General features: G+C 66.9%; 26 protein-coding genes. 7 read left to right on the top strand and 19 right to left on the bottom strand.

Going from position 1 to position 22,285, the window contains the following annotated elements:
• Window positions 1–152: 152 nt before the first annotated feature.
• From paaK to paaA, 6 genes are all read right to left on the bottom strand, one after another.
• On the bottom strand, window positions 153–1,472 hold the full coding sequence (gene paaK / locus HCU76_RS19120) for a phenylacetate--CoA ligase PaaK (RefSeq protein WP_213955119.1): 1,320 nt from the start codon (window positions 1,470–1,472) through the stop codon (window positions 153–155).
• Between the two features lie 96 nt (window positions 1,473–1,568).
• Window positions 1,569–2,657 carry a 1,2-phenylacetyl-CoA epoxidase subunit PaaE gene (paaE, locus tag HCU76_RS19115; RefSeq protein ID WP_213955120.1) on the bottom strand — a complete coding sequence of 363 codons (1,089 nt, stop codon included), beginning with the start codon at window positions 2,655–2,657 and terminating at the stop codon, window positions 1,569–1,571.
• Window positions 2,657–3,184: a 1,2-phenylacetyl-CoA epoxidase subunit PaaD gene (gene paaD, locus HCU76_RS19110; protein ID WP_213955227.1), complete on the bottom strand. Its 528-nt coding sequence runs from the start codon at window positions 3,182–3,184 to the stop codon at window positions 2,657–2,659. The genes paaE and paaD overlap by 1 nt, the downstream gene beginning before the upstream one ends.
• Before the next feature lie 8 nt (window positions 3,185–3,192).
• Entirely contained in the window at window positions 3,193–3,942 is a 750-nt protein-coding gene (gene paaC / locus HCU76_RS19105) for a 1,2-phenylacetyl-CoA epoxidase subunit PaaC (protein ID WP_213955121.1), read from the bottom strand.
• Window positions 3,943–3,952: 10 nt separating this feature from the next.
• A complete protein-coding gene (paaB, locus tag HCU76_RS19100; RefSeq protein WP_218510330.1) occupies window positions 3,953–4,255 on the bottom strand; it encodes a 1,2-phenylacetyl-CoA epoxidase subunit PaaB in 303 nt (100 codons plus the stop codon).
• 1 nt (window position 4,256) lies between these two features.
• Entirely contained in the window at window positions 4,257–5,252 is a 996-nt protein-coding gene (gene paaA, locus HCU76_RS19095) for a 1,2-phenylacetyl-CoA epoxidase subunit PaaA (protein WP_218510329.1), read from the bottom strand.
• Window positions 5,253–5,500: 248 nt separating this feature from the next.
• Here paaA and paaX point away from each other — a divergent pair, with 248 nt between their 5' ends.
• Entirely contained in the window at window positions 5,501–6,424 is a 924-nt protein-coding gene (gene paaX / locus HCU76_RS19090) for a phenylacetic acid degradation operon negative regulatory protein PaaX (protein WP_218510328.1), read from the top strand.
• Here paaX and HCU76_RS19085 read toward each other — a convergent pair.
• Window positions 6,399–7,106, bottom strand: a complete 708-nt coding sequence (locus tag HCU76_RS19085) for a histidine phosphatase family protein (RefSeq protein WP_218510327.1) — start codon at window positions 7,104–7,106, stop codon at window positions 6,399–6,401. The genes paaX and HCU76_RS19085 overlap by 26 nt on opposite strands.
• Before the next feature lie 98 nt (window positions 7,107–7,204).
• On the opposite strand from HCU76_RS19085, the gene HCU76_RS19080 reads away from it, so the two are divergent.
• On the top strand, window positions 7,205–7,909 hold the full coding sequence (locus HCU76_RS19080; protein ID WP_218510326.1) for an alpha/beta fold hydrolase: 705 nt from the start codon (window positions 7,205–7,207) through the stop codon (window positions 7,907–7,909).
• Between the two features lie 131 nt (window positions 7,910–8,040).
• Here HCU76_RS19080 and HCU76_RS19075 read toward each other — a convergent pair whose 3' ends face one another.
• A complete protein-coding gene (locus HCU76_RS19075; RefSeq protein ID WP_213955127.1) occupies window positions 8,041–8,475 on the bottom strand; it encodes an RNA-binding protein in 435 nt (144 codons plus the stop codon).
• A 35-nt stretch (window positions 8,476–8,510) separates the two neighbouring features.
• Here HCU76_RS19075 and HCU76_RS19070 point away from each other — a divergent pair, with 35 nt between their 5' ends.
• Window positions 8,511–8,651 (top strand): hypothetical protein, encoded by a 141-nt coding sequence (locus HCU76_RS19070; RefSeq protein WP_213955128.1) that lies wholly within the window; start codon window positions 8,511–8,513, stop codon window positions 8,649–8,651.
• An 11-nt stretch (window positions 8,652–8,662) separates the two neighbouring features.
• Here HCU76_RS19070 and pxpA read toward each other — a convergent pair whose 3' ends face one another.
• From pxpA to HCU76_RS19035, 7 genes are all read right to left on the bottom strand, one after another.
• Window positions 8,663–9,403, bottom strand: a complete 741-nt coding sequence (gene pxpA, locus HCU76_RS19065) for a 5-oxoprolinase subunit PxpA (protein WP_213955129.1) — start codon at window positions 9,401–9,403, stop codon at window positions 8,663–8,665.
• 62 nt (window positions 9,404–9,465) lie between these two features.
• A complete protein-coding gene (locus HCU76_RS19060; RefSeq protein WP_213955130.1) occupies window positions 9,466–10,464 on the bottom strand; it encodes a biotin-dependent carboxyltransferase family protein in 999 nt (332 codons plus the stop codon).
• Complete coding sequence (pxpB, locus tag HCU76_RS19055; RefSeq protein ID WP_213955131.1) at window positions 10,461–11,123, bottom strand: 5-oxoprolinase subunit PxpB; 663 nt, start codon at window positions 11,121–11,123, stop codon at window positions 10,461–10,463. Before pxpB ends, HCU76_RS19060 begins: the two co-directional genes overlap by 4 nt.
• Before the next feature lie 19 nt (window positions 11,124–11,142).
• Complete coding sequence (coaD, locus tag HCU76_RS19050; RefSeq protein WP_213955132.1) at window positions 11,143–11,643, bottom strand: pantetheine-phosphate adenylyltransferase; 501 nt, start codon at window positions 11,641–11,643, stop codon at window positions 11,143–11,145.
• A 50-nt stretch (window positions 11,644–11,693) separates the two neighbouring features.
• Window positions 11,694–12,374, bottom strand: coding sequence for an RsmD family RNA methyltransferase (locus HCU76_RS19045; protein ID WP_213955133.1), 681 nt, complete (start codon window positions 12,372–12,374; stop codon window positions 11,694–11,696).
• A gap of 40 nt (window positions 12,375–12,414) precedes the next feature.
• Window positions 12,415–13,773: a pitrilysin family protein gene (locus tag HCU76_RS19040; protein WP_213955134.1), complete on the bottom strand. Its 1,359-nt coding sequence runs from the start codon at window positions 13,771–13,773 to the stop codon at window positions 12,415–12,417.
• A gap of 15 nt (window positions 13,774–13,788) precedes the next feature.
• On the bottom strand, window positions 13,789–15,228 hold the full coding sequence (locus tag HCU76_RS19035) for a pitrilysin family protein (protein WP_218510325.1): 1,440 nt from the start codon (window positions 15,226–15,228) through the stop codon (window positions 13,789–13,791).
• Window positions 15,229–15,256: 28 nt separating this feature from the next.
• Between HCU76_RS19035 and ftsY the strand changes: the two genes are divergently transcribed.
• Window positions 15,257–16,657 (top strand): signal recognition particle-docking protein FtsY, encoded by a 1,401-nt coding sequence (gene ftsY, locus HCU76_RS19030; protein ID WP_256354286.1) that lies wholly within the window; start codon window positions 15,257–15,259, stop codon window positions 16,655–16,657.
• Here the strand turns inward: ftsY and HCU76_RS19025 are convergent.
• Both HCU76_RS19025 and HCU76_RS19020 read right to left on the bottom strand, forming a co-directional pair.
• Window positions 16,620–17,204, bottom strand: coding sequence for a hypothetical protein (locus tag HCU76_RS19025; protein ID WP_213955136.1), 585 nt, complete (start codon window positions 17,202–17,204; stop codon window positions 16,620–16,622). The two genes, ftsY and HCU76_RS19025, sit on opposite strands and share 38 nt — an antisense overlap.
• A gap of 17 nt (window positions 17,205–17,221) precedes the next feature.
• Window positions 17,222–18,649 (bottom strand): carotenoid oxygenase family protein, encoded by a 1,428-nt coding sequence (locus HCU76_RS19020; RefSeq protein WP_213955137.1) that lies wholly within the window; start codon window positions 18,647–18,649, stop codon window positions 17,222–17,224.
• Between the two features lie 105 nt (window positions 18,650–18,754).
• Between HCU76_RS19020 and HCU76_RS19015 the strand changes: the two genes are divergently transcribed.
• Both HCU76_RS19015 and HCU76_RS19010 read left to right on the top strand, forming a co-directional pair.
• Window positions 18,755–19,396: a TetR/AcrR family transcriptional regulator gene (locus HCU76_RS19015; RefSeq protein WP_218510324.1), complete on the top strand. Its 642-nt coding sequence runs from the start codon at window positions 18,755–18,757 to the stop codon at window positions 19,394–19,396.
• 59 nt (window positions 19,397–19,455) lie between these two features.
• Window positions 19,456–19,917 (top strand): DUF962 domain-containing protein, encoded by a 462-nt coding sequence (locus HCU76_RS19010; protein ID WP_213955139.1) that lies wholly within the window; start codon window positions 19,456–19,458, stop codon window positions 19,915–19,917.
• A gap of 114 nt (window positions 19,918–20,031) precedes the next feature.
• On the opposite strand, the gene HCU76_RS19005 is transcribed toward HCU76_RS19010, so the two are convergent.
• Entirely contained in the window at window positions 20,032–20,361 is a 330-nt protein-coding gene (locus HCU76_RS19005; RefSeq protein ID WP_213955140.1) for an FHA domain-containing protein, read from the bottom strand.
• Between the two features lie 260 nt (window positions 20,362–20,621).
• Here HCU76_RS19005 and rpoH point away from each other — a divergent pair, with 260 nt between their 5' ends.
• Entirely contained in the window at window positions 20,622–21,563 is a 942-nt protein-coding gene (gene rpoH / locus HCU76_RS19000) for an RNA polymerase sigma factor RpoH (RefSeq protein WP_213955141.1), read from the top strand.
• Window positions 21,564–21,663: 100 nt separating this feature from the next.
• Here the strand turns inward: rpoH and HCU76_RS18995 are convergent, their stop codons facing one another.
• Window positions 21,664–22,281, bottom strand: a complete 618-nt coding sequence (locus HCU76_RS18995; protein ID WP_213955142.1) for an SCO family protein — start codon at window positions 22,279–22,281, stop codon at window positions 21,664–21,666.
• Window positions 22,282–22,285 lie beyond the last annotated feature (4 nt).

Here is a 22,285-nt window from a genome sequence, read left to right as displayed (position 1 = left end):
CTGGCCACCGGCCGCCTCGCGTCCACACAGCGACGAGAACGGGATGATCGGCCGCGCCATTCTCCAATCTTCGCACGCACGGTTCCTGCAACTTGCGCTGCGCCCGCAGGCCGCCGAGGCCGGACACGGGCGCGCGGGCGCCGTTGCAGCAATCAGGCGCGCGGACGGTTGTCGATCACGCGGCGCGCCTTGCCGGTCTGGGTGCGCTCGATCGAATCCGGCGCCTGCACCGTCACGCGGGTGCTGATGCCGACCATCGTCTTGATGCGCTGCTGCAGCCAGCGGGCGGTCTCGGCCACTTCGCCGGACGGCATGTCGGCCGCGCCCGGCTGCAGTTCCGCCAGCACCTCGACCTCGTCGAGCAGGCCCTGGCGCGTGACGATCATCTGGTAGAGCGACGACAGCTTGCCGTGCTTGAGCACCAGCTCCTCGATCTGCGTCGGGAACACGTTGACGCCGCGGATGATGAGCATGTCGTCCGAACGGCCGACGATCTTGCCGATGCGCCGGAAGGCGCGCGACGTCGGCGGCATCAGCCGTGTGAGGTCGCGCGTGCGGTAGCGGATCACCGGGAAGGCCTCCTTGGTCAGCGAGGTGAAGACCAGTTCGCCCTCCTCGCCATCGGGCAGCACTTCGCCAGTCTCGGGATCGATCACCTCCGGGTAGAAATGGTCCTCCCAGATCACCGGCCCGTCCTTCGACTCGACGCACTCGCTGGCCACGCCCGGCCCCATGACTTCGGAGAGCCCGTAGATGTCCACCGCGTCGATGCCGGCCTGAACCTCGATGTCGCGGCGCATGCCTTCGGTCCATGGCTCGGCGCCGAAGATGCCGATCTTCAGGGAGCTCTCGCGCGGGTCGATGCCCTGGCGCGCGAACTCCTCCAGGATCACCTGCATGTACGACGGCGTGACCATGATGAGGCGCGGCTTGAAGTCCTGGATCAGTTGCACCTGCTTCTCGGTCTGTCCGCCGCTCATGGGGATCACCGTGCAGCCCAGTCGCTCGGCGCCGTAGTGCGCACCCAGCCCGCCCGTGAACAGGCCGTAGCCATAGGCGATGTGCATCGCGTCGCCGGCACGTCCGCCCGCGGCGCGAATGGATCGCGCCACCAGGTCGGCCCAATTGCTGATGTCATTCATCGTGTAGCCCACCACCGTCGGCTTGCCCGTGGTGCCCGACGACGCATGGATGCGCGAGACCTGGCTTTGCGGCACCGCGAACAACCCGAAGGGATAGTTGTCGCGCAGGTCCTTCTTGGTCGTGAAGGGAAACTTGCCCAGGTCTGCCAGCGTCTTCAGGTCGTCGGGGTGGACGCCCTTGGCATCGAAGGCCTGGCGGTAGTGCGGCACGTTGTCGTAGACGTTCTGCAGCGTGGCCTTGAGGCGCTTCAATTGCAGGGCGGCGATCTCGTCGCGGCTGGCGCGCTCGATCGGGTCGAGCAGATCGGTGGGAGTGGTGTGCACGGTCATGGTTCTTGTATCTCGTCGAATGGGTGGGGTCGCTTGTCTGGCGCGGATGCGTTGCCGGGCCCACGCGCGCACGCGGACGGGCCCCGGCAACAGGCTTCAGTTGTGGGCGTGTTCCTGGTCGAAGTCGATGACCAGCTTGTCGGTGACCGGATAGCTCTGGCAGCACAGGACGAAGCCGCGCGCCACCTCGTAGTCCTCGAGTGCGAAGTTGATGTCCATGTCGACTTCGCCCTGCACCACCTTCGCGCGGCAGGTGGAGCACACGCCGCCCTTGCACGAGTACGGCATCTCCAGCCCGGCCTTGATGCCGGCGTCGACCAGGTTGTCGGTGTTCTTGCGCATGAAGAAGCTGCGCCGCGTGCCGTCGACCACGACCTCCACTTCGCACTGGTCGCTGCCTTCGACCGGGGCACGCGTCATGCGCAGCTTGCCGTCCTTCGGGGCGCTGCCGAACAGCTCGACCTTGATGCGCGACTTGTCGACACCATGGTCCTGCAGGGCCTGCGAGGTGGCCAGCATCATGTCTTCCGGGCCGCATATGAAGGCAGCGTCGATGCCGGCCGGGTCGATCCAGTGCGTGAGCAGCTGGCTGCACTTCTCATGGTCGATGCGGCCGTTGAACAGCGGAATGTCCTGCGACTCGCGGCTCATGATCCAGACCAGGTTGAAACGGCCGAGGTAGCTGTCCTTCAGGTCCTCGAGTTCTTCCTTGAACATCACGCCGCTCGACGAGCGGTTGCCGTAGACGAGCGTCACGCTGGTCTCCGGTTCGGCCAGCAAGGTGGTCTTGATGATGGAGAGCACCGGCGTGATGCCGCTGCCGGATGCGAAGGCCACGACATGCCGCTGAGCATCGGGCTGCAGCGCCATGTGGAAGTGGCCCTGCGGCGGCATGACTTCAATGGCGCTGCCCGGCCGCAGGTTCTCCGCCGCCCAGTTGGAGAACGCACCGCCCGACACGCGCTTGATGGCCACCCGCAGGCGCCGGTCCTGCACGGCCGAGCAGATCGAATACGAGCGGCGCAGCTCTTCACCGTCGAGCCGCGTGCGCAGCGTGAGGTACTGGCCCTGCACGTACGAGAAAGTGTCGTCCAGGTGCTCCGGCACGGCGAAGGTCACGGCCACTGCGTCGCGGGTCGCCTGCTCGACGTGGCTGACCTGGAGGGAATGGAATTGAGGGGTCATCAGTGCGCCTTGAAATAGTCGAAGGGTTCCAGGCAGTCGTTGCACTGGTAGAGCGCCTTGCAGGCGGTCGAGCCGAATTGCGACAACAGGCGCGTCTTGCGCGAGTTGCATTGCGGGCACGGCACGACGACGCGCCGGGCCAGCAACGCGCTGATGTCGATGGCCTGCGTGCCATCGGCCGCAGCGGCGTGCGCCACCGGCGGCGCGATGCCATAGGCGTGCAGTGCGTCGCGGCCCTTGGCGCTCATCCAGTCCGTGGTCCATGCGGGTGCGAGCTGCGTACGCACCTGCACGCGCTCCACGCCGCGCGCCTGCACGGCATCGCGGATCGACTGGGCGATGACCTCGGTGGCCGGGCAGCCCGAGTAGGTCGGCGTCACGGTGACGACCAGCGAACCATCCTTCCATTCGACATCGCGTATCAGCCCAAGATCGACCACCGAGACCACAGGCACTTCCGGGTCCATCACCTCGCCGAGCCAGGCCAGCACCGAGTCGCGCGAGACCTGTTCCTGCGGCGCCGCCATCACGGCGCTCACCACTGGGCTCCCGGATAGGTGCGCTGCACGAACTGCAGATCGGTCAGCAGATGACCCAGATGCTCCGTGTGCACGCCACGCTTGCCGCCGCGCTGATGGCCGATGTAGCCGGGCATCGCAAGAGTCGCACGGCTCAGCACGGCCTCGACACTCGCGCGCCAAGGTGCGGCGAGCGAAGGCGCCGCCGGCGCCACGCCCGCTGCGGCGCAGGCCTCGTCCACCGCATCGGACTCGAACCATTCGTTGGCATACGGCCAGAGCAGTTCCACCGCCGCCTGCATGCGGGCATGGCTTTCCGGCGTGCCGCGACCCAGCGCGATCATCAAGCCGGCGCTGCGTTCGAAGTGATAGCGCACCTCCTTCACCGACTTCTGCGCGATCTCCGCGATGCGCGCGTCGCTCGACCCGGCCAGTCCGGCCAGCGCATGCATGTGCCAGGCATCGAACAGGAACTGCCGCGCCACCGTGTTGCCATAGTGGCCGTTGGGTTGCTCCACCAGCAGCAGGTTGCGGAATTCATTGCCGTCGCGGAAGTAGGCAAGCGCGTCCTCGTCGCGGCCCAGCCCCTCTTCCTCGCCCGCCAGCGTCAGCCACATGCGTGCCTGGCCCAGCAGGTCCAGCGCCACGTTGGTCAGCGCGAGGTCTTCCTCCAGCGCCGGCCCATGGCCGCACCAGGCCGCCAGTTGCTGCGACAGCACCAGGCAGTTGTCGCCCATGCGCAGCAGGTATTCGAGTTTGGTGTTCATGCGCCGGCCGTCAGATGTGTTCCACGCCGTCGGGCATGGGGAAGAAGGTCGGGTGGCGGTACACCTTGCTCTGCGCTGCATCGAACAGCGCTTCCTTGTCGCCGGGGCTGCTGGCCAGCACGTCGGCCGCACGCACGACCCAGATGCTCACGCCTTCATTGCGCCGCGTGTAGACGTCGCGGGCATGCTGGACGGCGCTGGCGCCATCCACTGCATGCAGGCTGCCCACATGCTTGTGCGCGAGACCGTGCTGGCTGCGAATGAAGATTTCCCACAGGGGCCATTCGCGTCGGGTTTTCTGTTCGGAGTTCATGTCATGCCGCCTTCAGTTCATCGGGTTGTTCCTGCTGGTCCGCATAGGCCTGCATGGCCTCCCGGAACCATGCGCCTTCGTTCCATGCCTTGTTGCGAGCGGCCAGGCGCTCTTGGTTGCACGGGCCCTTGCCGCGCACCACGTTGAAAAAGTCTTCCCAGTCGATCGGGCCGTAGTCGTAGTGACCGCGTTCCTCGTTCCACTTCAGGTCGGCGTCGGGAATGGTCAGGCCGAGGAACTCGGCCTGCGGCACGGTCTGGTCGATGAACTTCTGGCGCAGCGCGTCGTTGGTCTGCGACTTGATCTTCCAGGCCATCGACTGCGCGCTGTTCACGGACTGGTCGTCCGCCGGGCCGTGCATCGCGATGGAAGGCCACCACCAGCGGTTCAGCGCATCCTGTGCCATCGCCTTCTGCGCCGCCGTGCCGCGGCACAGCGTGTGCATGATCTCGAAGCCCTGGCGCTGGTGGAAGGACTCCTCCTTGCACACCCGCACCATCGCGCGGGCATACGGTCCGTAGGAGCAGCGGCAGATCGGCACCTGGTTGACGATGGCCGAGCCATCGACCAGCCAGCCAATGGCGCCGATGTCGGCCCAGGTCAGCGTGGGGTAGTTGAAGATGCTCGAGTACTTGGCCTTGCCCGACAGCAGGTCGAGGTAGGTCTGGTCGCGTGTCACGCCCAGCGTCTCGACCGCGCTGTAGAGGTAGAGGCCGTGACCAGCTTCGTCCTGCACCTTGGCCATGAGGATGGCCTTGCGCTGCAGCGTCGGGGCCCGCGAGATCCAGTTGGCCTCGGGCAGCATGCCGACGTATTCGGAATGCGCGTGCTGCGATATCTGGCGGATGAGCGTCTTGCGGTAGCCCTCGGGCATCCAGTCCTTGGGTTCGACCTTGATGCTGGCGTCGATCCGCTCCTGAAATGCGCGCTCCTGCGGCGACATTTCCTCCAGCGTCCTGACTGCCTGTGCACCCGTCTCGACGAGTTGTGCGTACATGCCTGTCTCCATTCATCGTGTCGTTGATATGCCCACCCCCGAATGCGCCTGCGGCGCCTCCCCCCTCAAGGGGGCGCACCCGGAGGCCCGGCAAAGCCGGTTCCGCGGGTGCCCACGAACGGGCTTCGCGGTGCTCGCCGGTTTCATGCGTCGCGGGTGCGCGCAGCGAAATGGCCAACTGAAATGAATGGTAGTGATACAAATGGACTCATACAATCGAAGGCTGTGTATCACTTCAGGAGCACGCCATGCCTCCCGCAAAGCTCGAAGCACAGATTTCCCCCCGCGTCGCGAAGCTGCGCCGAGGGCTGGTCATGCGCTCCAACTCCGTGTTGATCACCATCTACGGCGATGCGATCGCGCCCCGTCGGCAATCGGTCTGGCTGGGCAACCTGATCGCGCTGTCCGAGCCTTTCGGCATCTCGTCGCGGCTGGTGCGAACCAGTGCATTCCGGCTCACCGCGGACGACTGGTTCACCGCCACGCGCATCGGGCGCCGCAGCTACTACGGCCTGTCGGACATCGGCCTGCAGCGCGTGCGGCATGCCGATCGGCGCATCTACGAATTCAACCTGCCCACTTGGGACGGCCGCTGGACGCTGGTGCTGCTGGAAACTGGCATGCGCGCCAGCATGCGCCAGCACCTGAAGCGCGAACTGCTGTGGGAGAGCTTTGGCCAGCTCTCGCCCGGCATCTTTGCGCACCCGCATGTGGACCATCAATCACTGCAGGAAATACTGCGCGCCGCCAAGGCGGAAGACCGGGTCGCCGTACTCAGTGCGCAAAGCCTCGACGACTACGGCCGCAAGCCGCTGCAAGCCCTCATGCACGACACCTTCAAGCTTTCGAAGGTCGAGCAGGCATGGCAACAGTTCATTGCCCGTTTCGAGCCGGCCGTGGCGTTGCTGGACGCATTGACCCAGGCTGAAGCCTTCTTCCTGCGCACGCTGCTGATCCACGAATACCGCCGCGTGTTGCTGCGCGACCCCAACCTGCCGGCCGCCCTGCTACGGGCCGATTGGCCCGGCCTGCGCGCACGCGAACTGTGCGAGTTGCTCTACCGCGGGTTGCTGGCGGGCAGCGAGCAGTTCCTGTGCGCCCACCTGGAAACCACCGACGGCCCCCTCATCAAGACGCCGAAAGAAATCAGCCGGCGTCTGTCGCGGGCTTGACCGTGGGCGTGGGCGCGAGATGGCGCCGCTGGTCGTAGGTCGGCTGCGGCGGCAGGTCCTTCAGGTGCCCTGCATCGGCCCACTCGAGGATCTCGATGCGCGTCGGTTGCGAGGCATCGGCCAGCCGGATGCGGTTGACCCCGGCGTTTGGAATCTCGCTCTGCCGGGGACCGCTGAGGCTCATGCCCCTGGCGGTGCGCCACACCATGTCGAGCACGCCGCCATGCGTCACGACCAGCACGTTCTGACCGCCGTAGGTCGTCGCGATACGGCCCAGCGCCTCCATGATGCGCGCATGGAAGGCAAGCGCCGATTCACCCTCGGGCATCGAGTTCTCCTCGCGGAATTCGAGCCACTGCTCCCAGGCACGCGGATGCAGCGCGCGGATCTCGTCGGCGCGCAGCCCCTCGGCCACGCCGAAGTGCTGCTCGCGCAAGCCGACGGTGGTCACGATCGGCAGCTTGAGCTGCTGCGCCGCCGGCGTCGCCGTCTGCTGCGCGCGCATCAGGTCGCTGCTGATCACCTGCTGGATCGGCTCCCCGGCCAGCCGCAGCCCGAGCCGGCGGGCCTGCTCATGGCCCATGTCGTTGAGTGGCACATCGACGTGGCCCTGGAAGCGCAGCTCGCGGTTCCAGTCGGTCTCGCCGTGGCGGATCAGGATCAGGTTGGTAGAAATTTGCATAGTGCGTACTCGCATTGTCCCATTCGCACGCTTCAAACCTGTGTCGATGCCAGAATCGTTGGCAACCTCGCATTGCCATTCCTGCCAACCCCCTCGACATGCCTCAACTCGTCCTGCTTCCCGGCCTCGCCTGCGACGACCGCCTGTGGCAAGACCAGTGGCCCGCGCTCCCCAGCCACATGGCGCCGGCGGTGAGCGACGCCCACATGCGCTTCGCGACGATCGAGGAAATGGCGCGCGACGTACTGGAAGCGCACGAAGGCCCGCTGGTGCTTTGCGGCGCCTCGATGGGCGGCATGATCGCGATGGAAGCCGCGCGCCAGGCGCCAGAACGCATCCAGGGCTTGGCGCTCCTCGGCACCAATCCACGCCCTGAAACACCCGACATGCGCGCACTGCGCGAGGCCGCGATCGAGCTGTTCCAGCGCGGCGACGTGCGCAGCGTGATCGAGCCCAACGTGATGTTCGCGTTCCACCCCACGCAAGCCGCCGACAAGGCGATGGTGGCTCGCTACCTGCACATGATGCTGGACGCCGGCGCGCAGCAGTTGATCAACCAGAACCGCGCCCTGATGAAGCGCCCCGACGCGCGCGAGCAATTGCCCCGGCTGCGTTGCCCGGTGCTGGTGATGTGCGGCGACGCCGACCGCCTGACACCACCCGACTGCTCGCGCGAGATAGCGGCACTGGCGCCCGGTGCCGAGCTTGTGTGGTTGCCGGACTGCGGCCACATGCTGACCATGGAAAAGCCGGCGCTCGTCAACGCATCGCTGGGCGCCTGGCTGGACCGGCTCGTCGACTGATACGGCCCGCAATCAAACACATCACTGCGTCGGATCGGCCCGCCTGGCTACAGCACTGTCTGCGGCACTTAACTTGGCCAGACGCAAAAAAGGCTCCCAAGGGAGCCTTTTTTATTCAAAGCAGCGAGTGCTTAGTAGCCGCCGCGGCTGTTGCCGCCGCCGTAGCCACCACCGCCGCTGCCGCCACCACCGTAGCCGCCGCCACCACCGCTGCGGCCACCGCCGCCGCCGCCGTAACCGCCGCCGCCACCGCCGTAACCGCCGCCGCCGCCACCACTACGGCCGCCGCCGCCACCGAAACCACCCGAGGGGCGCGGTTCCATCGGGCGAGCTTCGTTCACCGTCAGGCTACGGCCTTCGAGTGCGTGGCCGTTCATGCCTTCGATGGCTGCGAGCGCTTCCGCATCGCTGCCCATCTCGACAAAGCCGAAACCCTTGGAGCGACCGGTGTCGCGTTCCATCATGACCTTGGCGCTGGCGACAGCACCGTACTGGCCGAAGGCCTGTTCCAGGTCGTTGTCACGGATCGAATAGGCAAGATTGCCCACGTACAGTTTTTTGCCCATTTTTTGGACTCCTCAAATAACAAGAAACAAAAGCGATGGAGTCCCAGAATCACAACAAACAAAACCCGCTGTGGCGCGAAACCAACCTATCACCGTTTGCCAACCCGCAGCAAGGTGCGGGAAAGCTGCGGCATTATGTGCCAAAGCGCGTCCTTGTGCGGGAAAAAGAAAAATAGTTCACATTGTTTCAACATGCGGCACGAATTGCGATGCCCTCTCCGGCCAGCTTTTCGCGGATGCTTCTTGCGAATTTCAGGGCGTGGGGCCCGTCGCCGTGCAGGCAGACGGTCTGGGCATTCACTGCCACCAGGCTGCCATCGATGGCCCGCACGCTGTGGTCTCGTACCAACGAAATGGCCTGGGCCATTGCCAGGGCATCGTCCTCGATCAGCGCGCCGGGCAGCTTCCGGCTGACCAGGCTGCCGTCGGCGTTGTAGCCGCGGTCGGCAAATACCTCTTCCACCGGCTGCAGGCCGGCCCGACGGGCCGCAGCGATCATTCCGCTGCCGGCGAGGCCGAAGAACCGCAGTGACGGATCGAAGCGCCTGACCGCCTCGCACAGCGCATCCGCCAATGCCGGATCCTTCGCCGCCTGGTTGTAGAGCGCGCCATGCGGCTTGACGTGCGCCAACGTGGCACCCTCCGCCCTCGCGATCGCCGCCAGCGCGCCGATCTGGTAAAGCGTGCCGGCGATGATGTCGTCGGCGGGCAGGTTCATCTCGCTGCGCCCGAAGTTCTCGCGATCCGGATAGCTCGGATGCGCGCCGATGGCCACGCCATTCTTCAGCGCCCAGCGCACGCATTGACGCATGGTCGTGGCGTCGCCCGCGTGCCAGCCGCAAGCGATGTTGGCCGAACTTACCAGCGCCATCAGCGCTTCGTCGTTGTCGCAGCCTTCGCCCAGGTCGGCATTCAGATCGATGGACATTTCGCTCACCCCGAGATTCGTTGCACATGCGTGCGCCGCAGAAGGATTCGCACCTTTTCAGTCTACGTCTGCAAGGGCCAATCGGCCGCCAGGAGGCCTTGCGCGACTTGCCGCAGATAGAGCTGCTGAGCGTCCCAGGCGGCCCGCGCGCCCGCGGCATCTGTCTCGACCAGCCGCAAGCGCGCATTGAGCGGCGCCTGCGCAAGCTTCCAGAGGTCGGCGCGGATGACCACGCCGATGCGTGGATAGCCGCCGGTGGTCTGCGCATCGCCCATGAGGATGATCGGCTGGCCGGCCGGCGGTACCTGGATCGTGCCAGGGATGACGGCCGATGAAAGCATGTCGGCCTGGCGCCGGCGCTTCAGCTCGGTGCCCGCCAGTCGACTGCCCATGCGGTTGCTCTGGGTCGTGATGCGCCACTCCCCGCTCCACAACGCCGCCCGCGCCGCCACCAGGAACTGCTCGTACTCCGGGCCCTGCATGACACGCAGGGTGATGGGTTCCGTGCCGCCCTCGCCGGCCGCCCACGCGGGCGGGCGCAGGCCGAACGGCCGACGGGTCCGCCGGGCATCATCCAGCGCGGAAGCGCCCACGGCGAGTTCGTCGTTCTTGCGCAACGCCCGCCCTTCGAAGCCGCCGAAGCCGGCCTTCAGGTCGGTGCTGCGCGATCCCAGCACCAAGGGCACGTCGATGCCACCCGCCACCGCCAGCCAGGTGCGCAGGCCAGCCTTGCCGCCCGACGCATTCGCGCCGCCCAGCCGGAGCGTCTGCCCGGCCTCGACCGGCACGCTCCAGCAGGGCCACAGCGGCCGGCCATCCAGGCGTGCGGAAAAATCGTCGCCGGCCAAGGCGATGCGCGTGGGGGATTCGAAGCGAAATTCGCAGTTGCCCAGGGTGATTTCAACGCCGGCCGCGCCGTCGGGGTTGCCGACCAGCCGATTCGCCAGGGTCAGCGCCAGCGTGTCCAGGGCGCCGCCCGGACAAATGCCGAGTTGGCGATGGCCGCGCCGCCCCAGGTCCTGCACCGATGCGAGGATGCCAGGGCGCAGGACGGTGATCACGTCCGCACGCTTTCCGCGACGAAGCGCACGCGGTCGCCGTGGCGCAGCAGCGTCGGCTCCTTGGCAGTCGGATCGAACAATTCCAGCGGAGTGCGTCCGATGAGGTTCCAGCCACCCGGCGAGGCCACCGGGTAGATGCCCGTCTGCTCGCCGCCGATGCCGACCGATCGAGCCGGCACCGAGGTACGCGGTTCGGCGCGGCGCGGCGTTGCGAGCTCGGGCGGCAAGCCGCCCATGAAGGCAAAGCCCGGGAGAAACCCGAGCAGGTAGACGACATACTCGCCGGCGCAATGGCGTCGCACCACTTCGTCGGGCGCGAGCCCGCAATGGGCTGCGACATCGCCCAGGTCCGGCCCCTCGTCACCGCCATAGGCGACCGGAACCTCCACTTCGCGCGAAGCGATGGCGCCGGCCTTGAGCTTGGGCCAAGTCGTCAGCACGCGCTCGCCCAGGGCCTCCGCATCGGCGAGCGCCGGGTCAAACATCAAGGTGAGGTTGTTCATGCCCGGCAGCACTTCGTCGACACCGGGCCACTGCGCCGCTTCCGCCGCCAGCGCCCAGATCCTCTGCTGCACCGCCAGCTGCGCAGGGGCCGGCAGTTCGCACAGCAAGGCGGCATCGCCGAGCGAGTGGAGCCGGGGCGGTGCGAGTTCGCTCATGCCAGGGGTGGCGGGCGCATCATTCGCGCCCCAGGGACCGGACCTTGGCCAACAGCTTCTTGCGCACGGCCGGCGACACGAACTTGTCGATCTCGCCGCCCAGCGTCGCGATCTCGCGCACGAAGGTGCTGGAGATGAACTGGTACTTGTCGCTGGGCGTCAGGAACACCGTTTCCACATTCGGCATGAGCGTGCGGTTCATTCCGGCCAGCTGGAACTCATAGTCGAAGTCGGTCACCGCGCGCAGGCCGCGCACCATGGCCTTGCCGTTGCGCGCGACCACGAAGTCGCGCAGCAGGCCCGAGAAGCTCTCGACCGTCACCAGTTCCTTGAAGGGCTCGACCACTTCGCGCACCATCGACATGCGCTCCTCCAGCGAGAACAGGGCCTTCTTGTGATGGCCCGCCGCCACCGCCACGATGACGTGCGAGAACAGTTGCGTGGCGCGACGCACCACGTCTTCGTGGCCGAGGGTCATGGGATCGAAAGTCCCGGGGTATACGGCAATCACACTGGACATTTTCTTTGTTCTCCTCCGCCGCCGGACTGTTCGATTTCTGGTCGGGCGGATTATGCCGCCGCAGGGGCCGATCGGCGCAGCAGATGCGCATGCACCGCACCGGCCTTCAGGTAGCGGAAGCCGACCAGGCCCAGCGGCGCGAGTTCGTCGTCGGTCCAGCGCCGTGGCGCCTCGAGGTACACCGCGCCGTCGACATGGACCGCCCGGGCCGCGGCACGCAACGCGGGCTCGTACAGCGCGGCCTGCTCGAAAGGCGGATCGAGGAACACCGCGTGCAGGCTCCCCGCCGGCGCGCGTTCGACCGCGGTCACGCCATTGCCGCGCTCGACGCGCAAGGCCGGGGCGTCGAGCTTGCCCTTGATGGCCTGCAGTTGCGCCACCAGGTCGGCGTCCTGCTCGCAGAGGATGACGCTGCCGGCGCCGCGCGATGCCGCTTCGAGCCCCAGGGCGCCGGTGCCCGCGAAGGCGTCGATGCAATGCCAGCCCGGCAAGTCGCCGCCGCCCGCGCCGGCCAGGCTGGCGAGCCAGTTGAACAGCGTCTCGCGCACGCGGTCGGGCGTGGGACGCAGGCCGGGCTTGTCCGCCACGGCGAGGCGCGTGCGCTTCCATTGGCCGCCGATGATGCGGATCTGGCGCGGCAGGGGCGCCTTGTGGCGCGGCGTCTTCGCTGCGGGCTTGGCAGGCTTGGCGGAGGGCTTGGCGCTGGCCTTGGGTGCGGTTTCTTTCCTCATCGGGCCGAGCTTAACCGCGGCCACGCGTGGCGACGTTTCGTCATTCCTTGGCGCCAAGAACGACCGTCACCATCCGGTCCGGGTGCAGCTTGCGCTGGAAGGCGGCCTTGACGTCGGCAGCGGTGATGGCATTCATGCGCGCCGTCCAGGTGTCGAGGTAGTCCAGCGGCAAGCCGTACCAGGCGATGTTGGCGACGTTGCCGAGCAGTTTGCGGTTGCTGTCCAGCAGCAGCGGAAAGCCGCCGATCAGGTTGTCCTTCGCGGCCTTGAGTTCGGCCTCGGTCGGGCCGTCGGCAACGAACCTGGCGAGCACTTCGCGCGACAGCTTCGTCGCCTCGGCGGCCTGGTCGGGCCGGGTCTGGAAGCCGATGCGGAACGCACCCGCATGCAGGCCCGGCGCAAAGCCGCTGTAGATGCTGTAGGCCAGGCCGCGCTTCTCGCGCACCTGCTCGGTAAGGCGCGACACGAAGCCGCCGCCGCCCAGGATGTAGTTGCCGAGGTTCAGTGCGAAGTGGTCCGGGTCGCTGCGTGGGTAGCCCGGCTCGCCGATGTAGACATGCGCCTGCGCGGCGTCGAAGGGAATGCGCTCCTCCTTCGCCGCCGTGAGCGGCATCACCTCCGGCACCGTCGGCAGCGCCGCGCATCCCGCTGGCTGCGCGGGCAGGCGCGACAGCAGCGTCATCGCGATGGATTCCGCCTGCGGCCGCGTGACCGCGCCAACGATGCTCAGCTTGGCGCGGCAAGGCACGATGAGTTCCGCGTAACGCGTGCGCATCGCCGCCGTGTCGATGCGCGCCAAGGTCTCCTCGGTCACCTCCGCGCCGAAAGGATGGCTGCCGTAGACCGCCTGCGAGAAGGCGCGCGAAGCGATCGTGTCGGGCTTGGTGTTGGCCTCCTTGATCGCCGCGCCGATGCGTTCGCGCTCACGCTTCCAGATGTCTTCCGGGAACGAGGGCTCGCCGATCTCGCGCGCGGCCAGGGCCACGGCCTTGTCGAGCAGTGGCGGATCGGACAGCGTGCGCAGGCTGAAGCTGGTGCGTTCGGAGCCAGCGCCCGCATCGAAGCTGGCGCCCAGGTCGGCCCAGGCCTCGCCGAGCGCGTTCTGGTCCATCGCCTGCGGATACGGGCCGGAGCCCGGCGCCGCGCGCACACCCTTCTCGATCATGCCGGCCGACACGCTCGCCAGCCCGGCCTGCGCCGCCGGGTCACGCCGGCTGCCGGCATCGAAGTCGAGCTGCAGGTCGACGATCGGGAGCGATTCGACGCTCGCGAGCCAGACCTGCGCGCCATTGGGCAAGGTCCAGTGCTCGATCGGCACCGCCGCCTGCGCGTGGGTTGCGATCAGTGCCGCAGCGCCGGCCAGCAAGGCGCCTGCGGTGAGTCTTTGAAAAGCGAACATGGTGCGTGGCTTCTTTCAGCGCAGCTCGCCCGCGGGCGCGGGACGCGGGCGGCGATTCTTGTCGAGGGGCAGCGGCCGCAGGATGGCCACCGTGAGCTGGTCGTCGCCGAAGTACTTGCCGGCGACCGCCTGCACCTGATCGGCCGTGACCGCCTGCAGCCTGGCAATCATCCTGCTGCTCGAATCCAGCGGCAGTCGCTGGACCCAGTTGCTGCCCAGTTCGCGCGCCTGCGCCATGACCGAGTCGAGCTTGTAGGTCTCGCTCGCCACCCACTGCGTCTTGACGCGCGCGAGCTCGGCCGCGCCGACGCCCTCCTTGGCAACGCGGGCCACTTCCGCGCGCAAGGCGGCCTCGACCTGCTCCGGCGTCTTGCCGGGTGCCGGCACGCCTTCGAGCCCGAACAGTTGCGGACCCCGGCCGATGAAGCCCGAATACGAACCGGCGGAATCGGCCACGCGGTTCGGCCCTTGCGTCAGCGCACGGTCCAGCCGGGCGCCCGCGTAGCCGTCGAGCAGGGCCGAGAGCACCACCAGCGCCCAGGCATCGCTCTCGCCATCGAGGCTTTCGAGCTTGGGCGTACGGAACGCCAGCGACACGTACGACTGCTCGGCCGGCGCCTTGAACTCGACGCGCCGGATGCCGCGCTGTTCCGGCTCGACGCGAGGCTTCCGCTCCGGCACCGCGCGGGCCGGGATGCTGCCGTAGTATTTCTCGGCCAACTTGCGCACCTGCTCCACGTCGACATCGCCGGCCACCACGAGGGCCGCATTGGCCGGCACGTACCAGCGCTGGTGGAAGTCGCGCACGTCCTGGGGCGTCATCGCATCCAGGTCGCTCATCCAGCCGACCACCGGCCGGTGATAGGGTGACGCGATGAACACGGCCGCGTTCTGCTGCTCGCCGAGCAAGGAACGCGGCTGGTCTTCGGTGCGCATGCGGCGCTCCTCCTTGACCACCTCGATCTCACGCTTGAACTCGTCGTCGGGCCACTGGTTATGGGCGAAGCGGTCGGACTCCAGCCTCATCACATCTTCCAGCTTGCCCATGGGAATCTGTTGGTAGTAGCCGGTGTAGTCGCGCGTGGTGAAGGCGTTCTCGCGACCACCCAGCGCGGCGACGCGGCGCGAGAACTCGCCAGGCTTCAGGTCCTTCGTCCCCTTGAACATCATGTGTTCCAGCGCGTGGGCCACGCCCGAGGTGCCGTCGACCTCGTCCATGGCGCCGACGCGCACCCACACCATCTGCACGGCGGTGGGCGCTCGGCGGTCGGGCTGGACGATCAGCGCCATGCCGTTGGCCAGCGTGAACTGCTGCGCCTGCGTGGACCGCGCGGCAGGTGTGGATGGGTTGGGAGGGGGTGGGTTTTGCGCAGCGGCGGGCGCGGACCAGAGCGCAACAAGCGCCGAGGCCAGCACCGCACCGAACGCAGCGCGGCGTGGCGAGGGGCGTTTCATAGAATGGGTCGATTGTAAAAACGCTGCGATGTTCAGTTTCTTCAAGAAAAAAAAATCCGAGGATGAGCCGCCCCCGGCATCCGAACCTTCTCCCCCCCCCGCGCCGATGATGGCGTCGGGCACGGCAGAGCAGGAGGTGCCGGCGTTCCTGCGCGACTTGCCCGCTCCGGCCGATGTGGCATTCGATGCCCTCCGAGGGAGAGGTCCCGGCGCCGGCGGCACAGTATCGACGCCCGCATCGAAACCGCTAGCCGATGCGGCCATTGCGCCGGCACCAGCGGCTCCCACGCCCGCCGCAGCACCGTTCCTGCCGCCGCGCTGGACCAAGCCGCCGCCGGCCGCACCGCTCGCGTTCAAGCCGCCACCGCCTGTGCCCCCATCGGCCGCGGTGCCACCGGCTGCAGCCACCGACGTCCCCGCGTTCCTGCGCGACCTGCCGCCCGCGCCGACGCCCTCCACACCACCTGCGGATCAACGCAAGCCCTCGCCCTACCGCGCCGCACCGCCGCCGGAGGCACCCGGCGAACCGGAGCGCGCAGGCTGGCTCGCCAAGCTCAAGACCGGCCTCAAGAAGACCGGCACCGGCATCCAGGCTGTGTTCGTCAACGCGCAGATCGACGAAGACCTCTACGAGGAACTGGAGACCGCGCTGTTGATGGCGGACGCCGGCGTGAAGGCGACCGAGCAGATGCTCGAGGAATTGCGCCGTCGCGTCAAAAGCACCATCGCCACCGATGCCGCGCAGGTACGCGTGCTGCTGGCCGACGTGCTGACCGACCTGCTCAAGCCGTTGGAAAAGCAACTCGTCATCGGCGAACACACGCCCACCGTGATCATGGTGGCCGGCGTCAATGGCGCCGGCAAGACCACGTCCATCGGCAAGCTCACCAAGCACCTCGCGGACGAGGGCTGCGCGGTGCTGCTGGCCGCTGCCGACACCTTCCGCGCCGCGGCACGCGAGCAGTTGCTGGTCTGGGCCGACCGCAACACGGTCGAGATCGTGAGCAACGAAGGCGGCGATCCGTCCTCGGTGAGCTTCGACGCGGTGAAGGCTGGCAAGGCACGCGGCAAGGACGTGGTGCTGGTCGACACGGCCGGGCGACTGCCCACGCAGATCCACCTGATGGACGAATTGAAGAAGATCAAGCGCGTGGTCACCAAGGCCGACGCATCGGCGCCGCACGAGGTGCTGCTGGTCATCGACGGCAACACCGGCCAGAACGCGGTCGCGCAGGTCAAGGCCTTCGACGACGCGCTCGGCCTCACGGGGCTGATCGTGACCAAGCTCGACGGCACCGCCAAGGGCGGTGTGCTCGCCGCGATCGCGCGCGAGCGGCCGATCCCTGTGTACTTCGTCGGTGTCGGGGAGAAGCTGGAGGACCTGGAGACCTTCAGCGCGCGCGAGTTTGCGCAGGCGCTGCTCGGCTGAGTTCCGCTGCGCGACGCAAGCGGCTCGGGTACCAGCCCGTGAACCAGGCCGCGCCCGCCAGCGCGCCGACGGTGATGGCAACGCCCACCGCCAGCGGCACCTGTGGCAGCAGCGCCATGATGAGGTCCGCGCCCGTCATCAGCGCAAAGGCCAGTCCCCATACCGCCGTGAGGATCTGGTTCACCGCGAGGAACTTCGGTGAATCGTGGAATTCCTTCGGCGCCTGCTCCCGCGCATACTGCAGCGTGAAGGGCTGGCGAATCAGCATCGTGAACAACACGATCAGCAGCAGTCCGCCGTCGACCGCCAGCCGGACCTCCGGAATGCTCCAGGCCCCGCCGTTCAGCAGCACATGGACGCCGAGCCCGCCGAACAACAGCACCGTGCCGATCTCCAGCAGCTTCATCGCACGATGGCGAACGAAGTGGTCGCGCAGCAGCAGCGCCAGGGCCAAGGCAGCGGCGGAGAACAGCGAAACGGTGAGGGGCGCCGAACGTGACATCAGCGCGTAGAGGACGAAGGGTGCAAAGCTCAGAAGAATGCCCATGACGGTCTCCGAAGAATCTAGCGATGCGCCTGGCGCACGAACTGGCCCGGCACCCAGCTGCCATGGAACCCTGACGGCACCCGGTGCGGAAGCTGCACCGTCGCGACCGGCCCGTCGCCGATCGCCAAAGCGTTGAAGACGGCCAGTTCGCTGCGGTTCTGCGCGGCCCGCCATGCGACTGCGAGCAGCCAGCCATCGCCTTGCGCCGCATCCGCCGCGCGCGGCACGAACACCGGTTCTGAGAATCGGTCGCCCGCGGACAGCCAATGGAGGTTGCGCTTGCCGTTCGCCAGGTCGAAGTGCACCAGGCCCTCGTAGCCGGCGCCGCGCACGGCCTCGCGCTGGCAGGCGGCCCAGCCATGACGGTATGGCAGGCCCGAAAAGCGCTCGTCGAAGCGCGGGAATTCGGTCGCCAGGTCGTCCATCGGCGTCTGCGTGAAGCGATTGCTGTCGCCGGCCAGGTCGAAGGTCCAGCGGCACATGCGCGCGACGCTGCGGGCCGGATCGGTCGGGCGGCCGTCCGGATGGGGGAACAGCGGTGGCTCGTCGTAGCGCATCACGTCCGCCACGATGCGCTCGCCCTCCTCCCCTTCTTCCCAGGCATTCATGACGTGGAAGACATAGCCACTGTCGCCCTCGAACCAGCGCATCTGCCCGACCGGGGCGCCGCGCTTCAACACACCGACGCGGGCGCCAAGTTCAGGCTCCCAGGCGTAGGGTGGCCGGCCTTGCTGCATGCGTGCCATGCTGCCCGTGAGGGGCAGGATCGGGAACAGCAGGTGATGCTCGGTGACGGCGAAGTCGTGGACCATGCTGGCATACGGGGCCTCGAAACGCTCGAAGCGGGTGACGCGGCCGGCCGCGTCGATGCTGCCGTGACTCATGCCGGTGGTGAGCGGGCCGGTGGCGTTGTAGCCGAAGAAGAGGAGTTCTCCGGTGGCCGGGTCGGTCTTGGGATGGGCGGTGAAAGGACCGGCCAGGCCACCGCCCAGGTTCGTCTGGCCGCGCGACATCAGCGTGGCGGGGTCGATTTCCACCGGCAGGTGCGCCTCTTCCAGTGCGAAGAGGCGCCCGGCGTACCAGATCACATGGGTGTTGGCAGCGCCTTCGTCGGCGATGGTTTCGTTGCGGCTGCCGTCGAGGTTGCGGCCATAGGCATCGAAGAGCCGTCGGCCGGCAGCGCGCTCGGCTTGCCAATGCGCGGTGCGTACCCAGCGGTTCCTGTAGCTTGCCCTGCCGCCGTCCAGCGTGAAGGCGTGCAGCATGCCGTCGCCACCGAACAGATGGGCATTGGCGTCGGGAAATTGCGGGTTCGGCCCGTTGCGGTAGAGCGTGCCATCCAGGCCCTTGGGCAGTTCTCCCTGGACGGGCAGGAACGCAGCATCGCACTCGATCGCGAGGGGGCTGCCGTAGAGAGAGGGCGCGGTGGTGGGAGGCGTGTTCATCGAGGCTCCTCGAAGTCAATGTTTACGCTGTAAATATCTGAATTGAATCAGGCGGCGCAGGCCTCGTCAAGTAAAATTTACATCGTCAACATCAACGAGGAATGCATGCCGCCTCGCGCCGCCGCCACGCCCTACCACCACGGAGACCTCCGCGCCGCCATGCTCGAGGCAGCGCAACGAATCCTCGAGAGCGAGGGCATCGAGGGCCTGACGCTGCGGGCCGCCGCACGCGCCGCCGGTGTGTCGCACGCCGCACCCAAGAACCACTTCGGCGACTTGAGTGGATTGCTCAGCGAATTGGCGGCCATTGGCTTCCGCCGGTTCACGAGCGAGTTGAAGGCCGCGATGGAAAAGATGCCCTCGGGCTCCGCGGAAGAGCGGCTGGATGCGATGGGCGCCGCCTATGTCGGCTTTGCCAAGGCGCATCCCGGCATGTTCGTATTGATGTTCCGCGGCGAGCGACTCGACCTCCAGCGCCCCGCCCTGCGCCAGGCCGTCGACGAGGCGCAGGCCGCGCTGGCATCGTCGATGGCGGCCCGACTCGGCATCGACGCTGCCGCAACGGGACATGGGTCCGTGACGCCCGAGCAAGGCGCCGCCATGGTGCGCGCCTGGTCGCTGGTGCACGGCTTCTCCATGTTGCTGATCGACGGGCGGCTGGACCGCGTGCTGGCGCAGATGCCGCCGGGGAGCGATTGGCGGACCCTGCTGGCGCGGACGTTTTCCGTGGGTTCCCATCCTCGCTGAAGCCGGGCTGCAATGGCATCATCGCCGCCGTACCGCACAGCGCGCCCATTGGAGACACGATGAACACAGCCCACGCGCCCTTGGCGGGCACCGAGCGCAAGCTCGACCGACTGCTCGCCCACTATGGCGAAAGCCATCGCAACCCCAGCAACGAGTTGATCCATTTCATTGCGATTCCGGCCATCCTGTTGAGCATCGTCGGGCTCTTGCATGCGCTGCACCCGTGGGTGGCTTATGCGTTCGTCGCAGCCAGCCTGGTCTACTACGCGATGCTGCGCTCGCCAGTGCTATGGGTCACGATGGCGGTGGCCACCGTGGCGGTGCTGGCGGCGGTGCGTGCGCTCGGGGAGCAGGTCGTGCCGGTCTGCGCGGCGGTGTTCGTAGTCGCCTGGATCTTCCAGTTCATCGGCCACAAGATCGAGGGCAGGAAGCCGTCGTTCTTCGAGGACATCCAGTACCTGTGGGTCGGACCGCTGTTCGTGGCGACGCGGCTCTACGCCAGTCTGGGGGTGCGCTGGTAGCGGACGGTGGCGGGCGCGCCGGGGCTCTTGGGCCGATGTGACTTTGCCGACTCGACTTGACCCCTCCGGGAGGCCAGTCGGCGGGGAAGCGGCCTTTGCGGCCGATGCCGCGGATCACTCGGCCAGGGTCAGTTCCTTGGGAAACGCGTAGCCGTTCTGGCGATTGAGGTAGCGCAGTTCAATGTCCCCGATGCGCATCACGTCGCCGTGACGCAGCGCGCGGTGCTGGACCTTGTGGCCGTTGACGAAAGTGCCGTTGCTGCTGGCGAGGTCAATCACCCAGGTGGTTCCGCCTTCGGTGCGCAGTTCGGCATGATGGCGGCTGACGCGCGGACGATCGATCTGGAGATCGTTGGCCGCGTCGCGGCCGATCAGGATGCGCTCATCGGTCAGTTCGATTTGTTTGGGCGAACTGGTTTTCGTCATCAACAGCAGGCGGGCCATGGCAGGGGTCTCGTGTAAATACCGGAGGCTTGGGGCAGACCGGGGAAATGTGCCCAAAGCGTTTAGTTAACTATAAGTAACATTTTAGCATTTAGTCCTTTTTGATACATCTACACAACACTACTGTGTGCTTATGTATTTCTGCAGGAAGTCTCGGTCTTCCAACAAACTATCGGATCGATAGCGATAAGGGGGAACCCTATGCTTAGCACTCCCTCTAACCGAGTGCTAATATGTCCCGAATGAAAGGAGCTTCCTCAATGACAGCACTGTCTGGAGTCTCTGCCAAGTCGCTCGCGGTCGCGAACCCGTGGTCCGTCGTTCCGCCGCTCGGCAACCTCGACGCCTATATCTCGGTCGCCAATCGGCTGCCGCTGCTCACGCTCGACGAAGAGCAGGGCTACGCTCGCAAGCTGCGCGACAACAATGATCTGGAGGCCGCGGGCGCGCTGGTGCTGTCGCACTTGCGCCTTGTCGTCTCCATCTCCCGTCAATACCTCGGCTACGGCCTGCCGCATGGCGACCTGATCCAGGAAGGCAACGTCGGCCTGATGAAGGCCGTGAAGCGTTTCGACCCCGACCAGGGCGTGCGCCTGGTGAGCTACGCCATGCACTGGATCAAGGCCGAGATCCATGAGTACATCCTGAAGAACTGGCGCATGGTCAAGGTCGCGACGACCAAGGCCCAGCGCAAGCTGTTCTTCAATCTGCGGTCGATGAAGCAAGGCTTCAAGGCCGACGCCGCCGCCATCGATGCCGATACGCACCGCGAGACGCTGAGCTTCGACGAGGTCGGACAGGTCGCGGCCAAGCTGAACGTCAAGCGCGAGGAAGTGCTCGAGATGGAAACCCGCCTGTCGGGCGGCGACATCCTGCTCGACCCGAGCCCGTCCGACGACGGCGACGACGCCTTCGGCCCGATCGCCTATCTGGCGGACGCCACGCAGGAGCCGACCGCGCAGCTCGAGATGCGCGCACGCGACCGCCTGTCGAGCGACGGCATCTCCACCGCGCTCGAAGCGCTGGACGACCGCAGCCGCCGCATCGTGGAAGAGCGCTGGCTCAAGGTCAACGACGACGGCTCGGGCGGCATGACGCTGCACGAACTGGCCGCCGACTATGGCGTGAGCGCCGAGCGCATCCGCCAGATCGAAGTGGCTGCGATGAAGAAGATGAAGAAATCGCTGGCGAGCTTTGCCTGAAGACAAACCGAGCCCGTGGGCGCCTGCGGCGCCCCATCTCGACGAGCCCGGCCAAGCGCCGGGCTTTTTCTTGCGCGGCCCACCCTGAGCCCGCCCTCGCTCAGGATTTCAGCAAGGCCTGGATGTCCGACACCATCGGCGCCACACCCGCGCCATAGCGCGCATACAGGCGCAGGCGCCCCTGGGTGTCGTAGATATAGCTGGCAGCCGAATGATCCATTGAATAGCTCGTCGGCGTCTTGCCTTCGACCTTCTTGTAGTAGACCTTGAAGTCCTTCGCGATGGCCGCGAGTTGCTCGGGTGTCGGGATCAGTGCGACGAAGCCGGGGTCGAAGGCGCCCATGTAGGCCTTCATCACGGCGGGCGTGTCGCGCGCCGGGTCGACCGTGACGAACACGACCTGCAGCTTGTCGCCGTCCTTGCCGAGTTCCTGCTTGACCTGCGCCATTTCGGTCATGGTCGTCGGGCACACGTCGGGGCACTGCGCATAGCCGAAAAACAGGACGACGACCTTGCCCTTGAAGTCGGCCAGTGTCCGCTCCTTGCCGTCGGCGTCCGTGAGCTTGAAGTCCCTGGCATAGTCGGCGCCCGTGAGGTCTACCGCATTGAAGTTGGGCTTGTTCTCGCTGCAGCCCGCGAGTCCGAGGCCCAGCGCGCCGGCGGCTGCCGTCCAGCCGGCGCCTGCGGCAATCCACTTGATGGCGTTTCTCTTGTTCATGTGA

This window comes from Variovorax sp. dw_308 (genome assembly GCF_019207085.1).
Lineage (GTDB): Bacteria > Pseudomonadota > Gammaproteobacteria > Burkholderiales > Burkholderiaceae_C > Variovorax.
The sequence above is the reverse complement of the archived record's forward strand: the minus strand, read 5'-3'. Positions and strand labels throughout refer to the sequence as shown.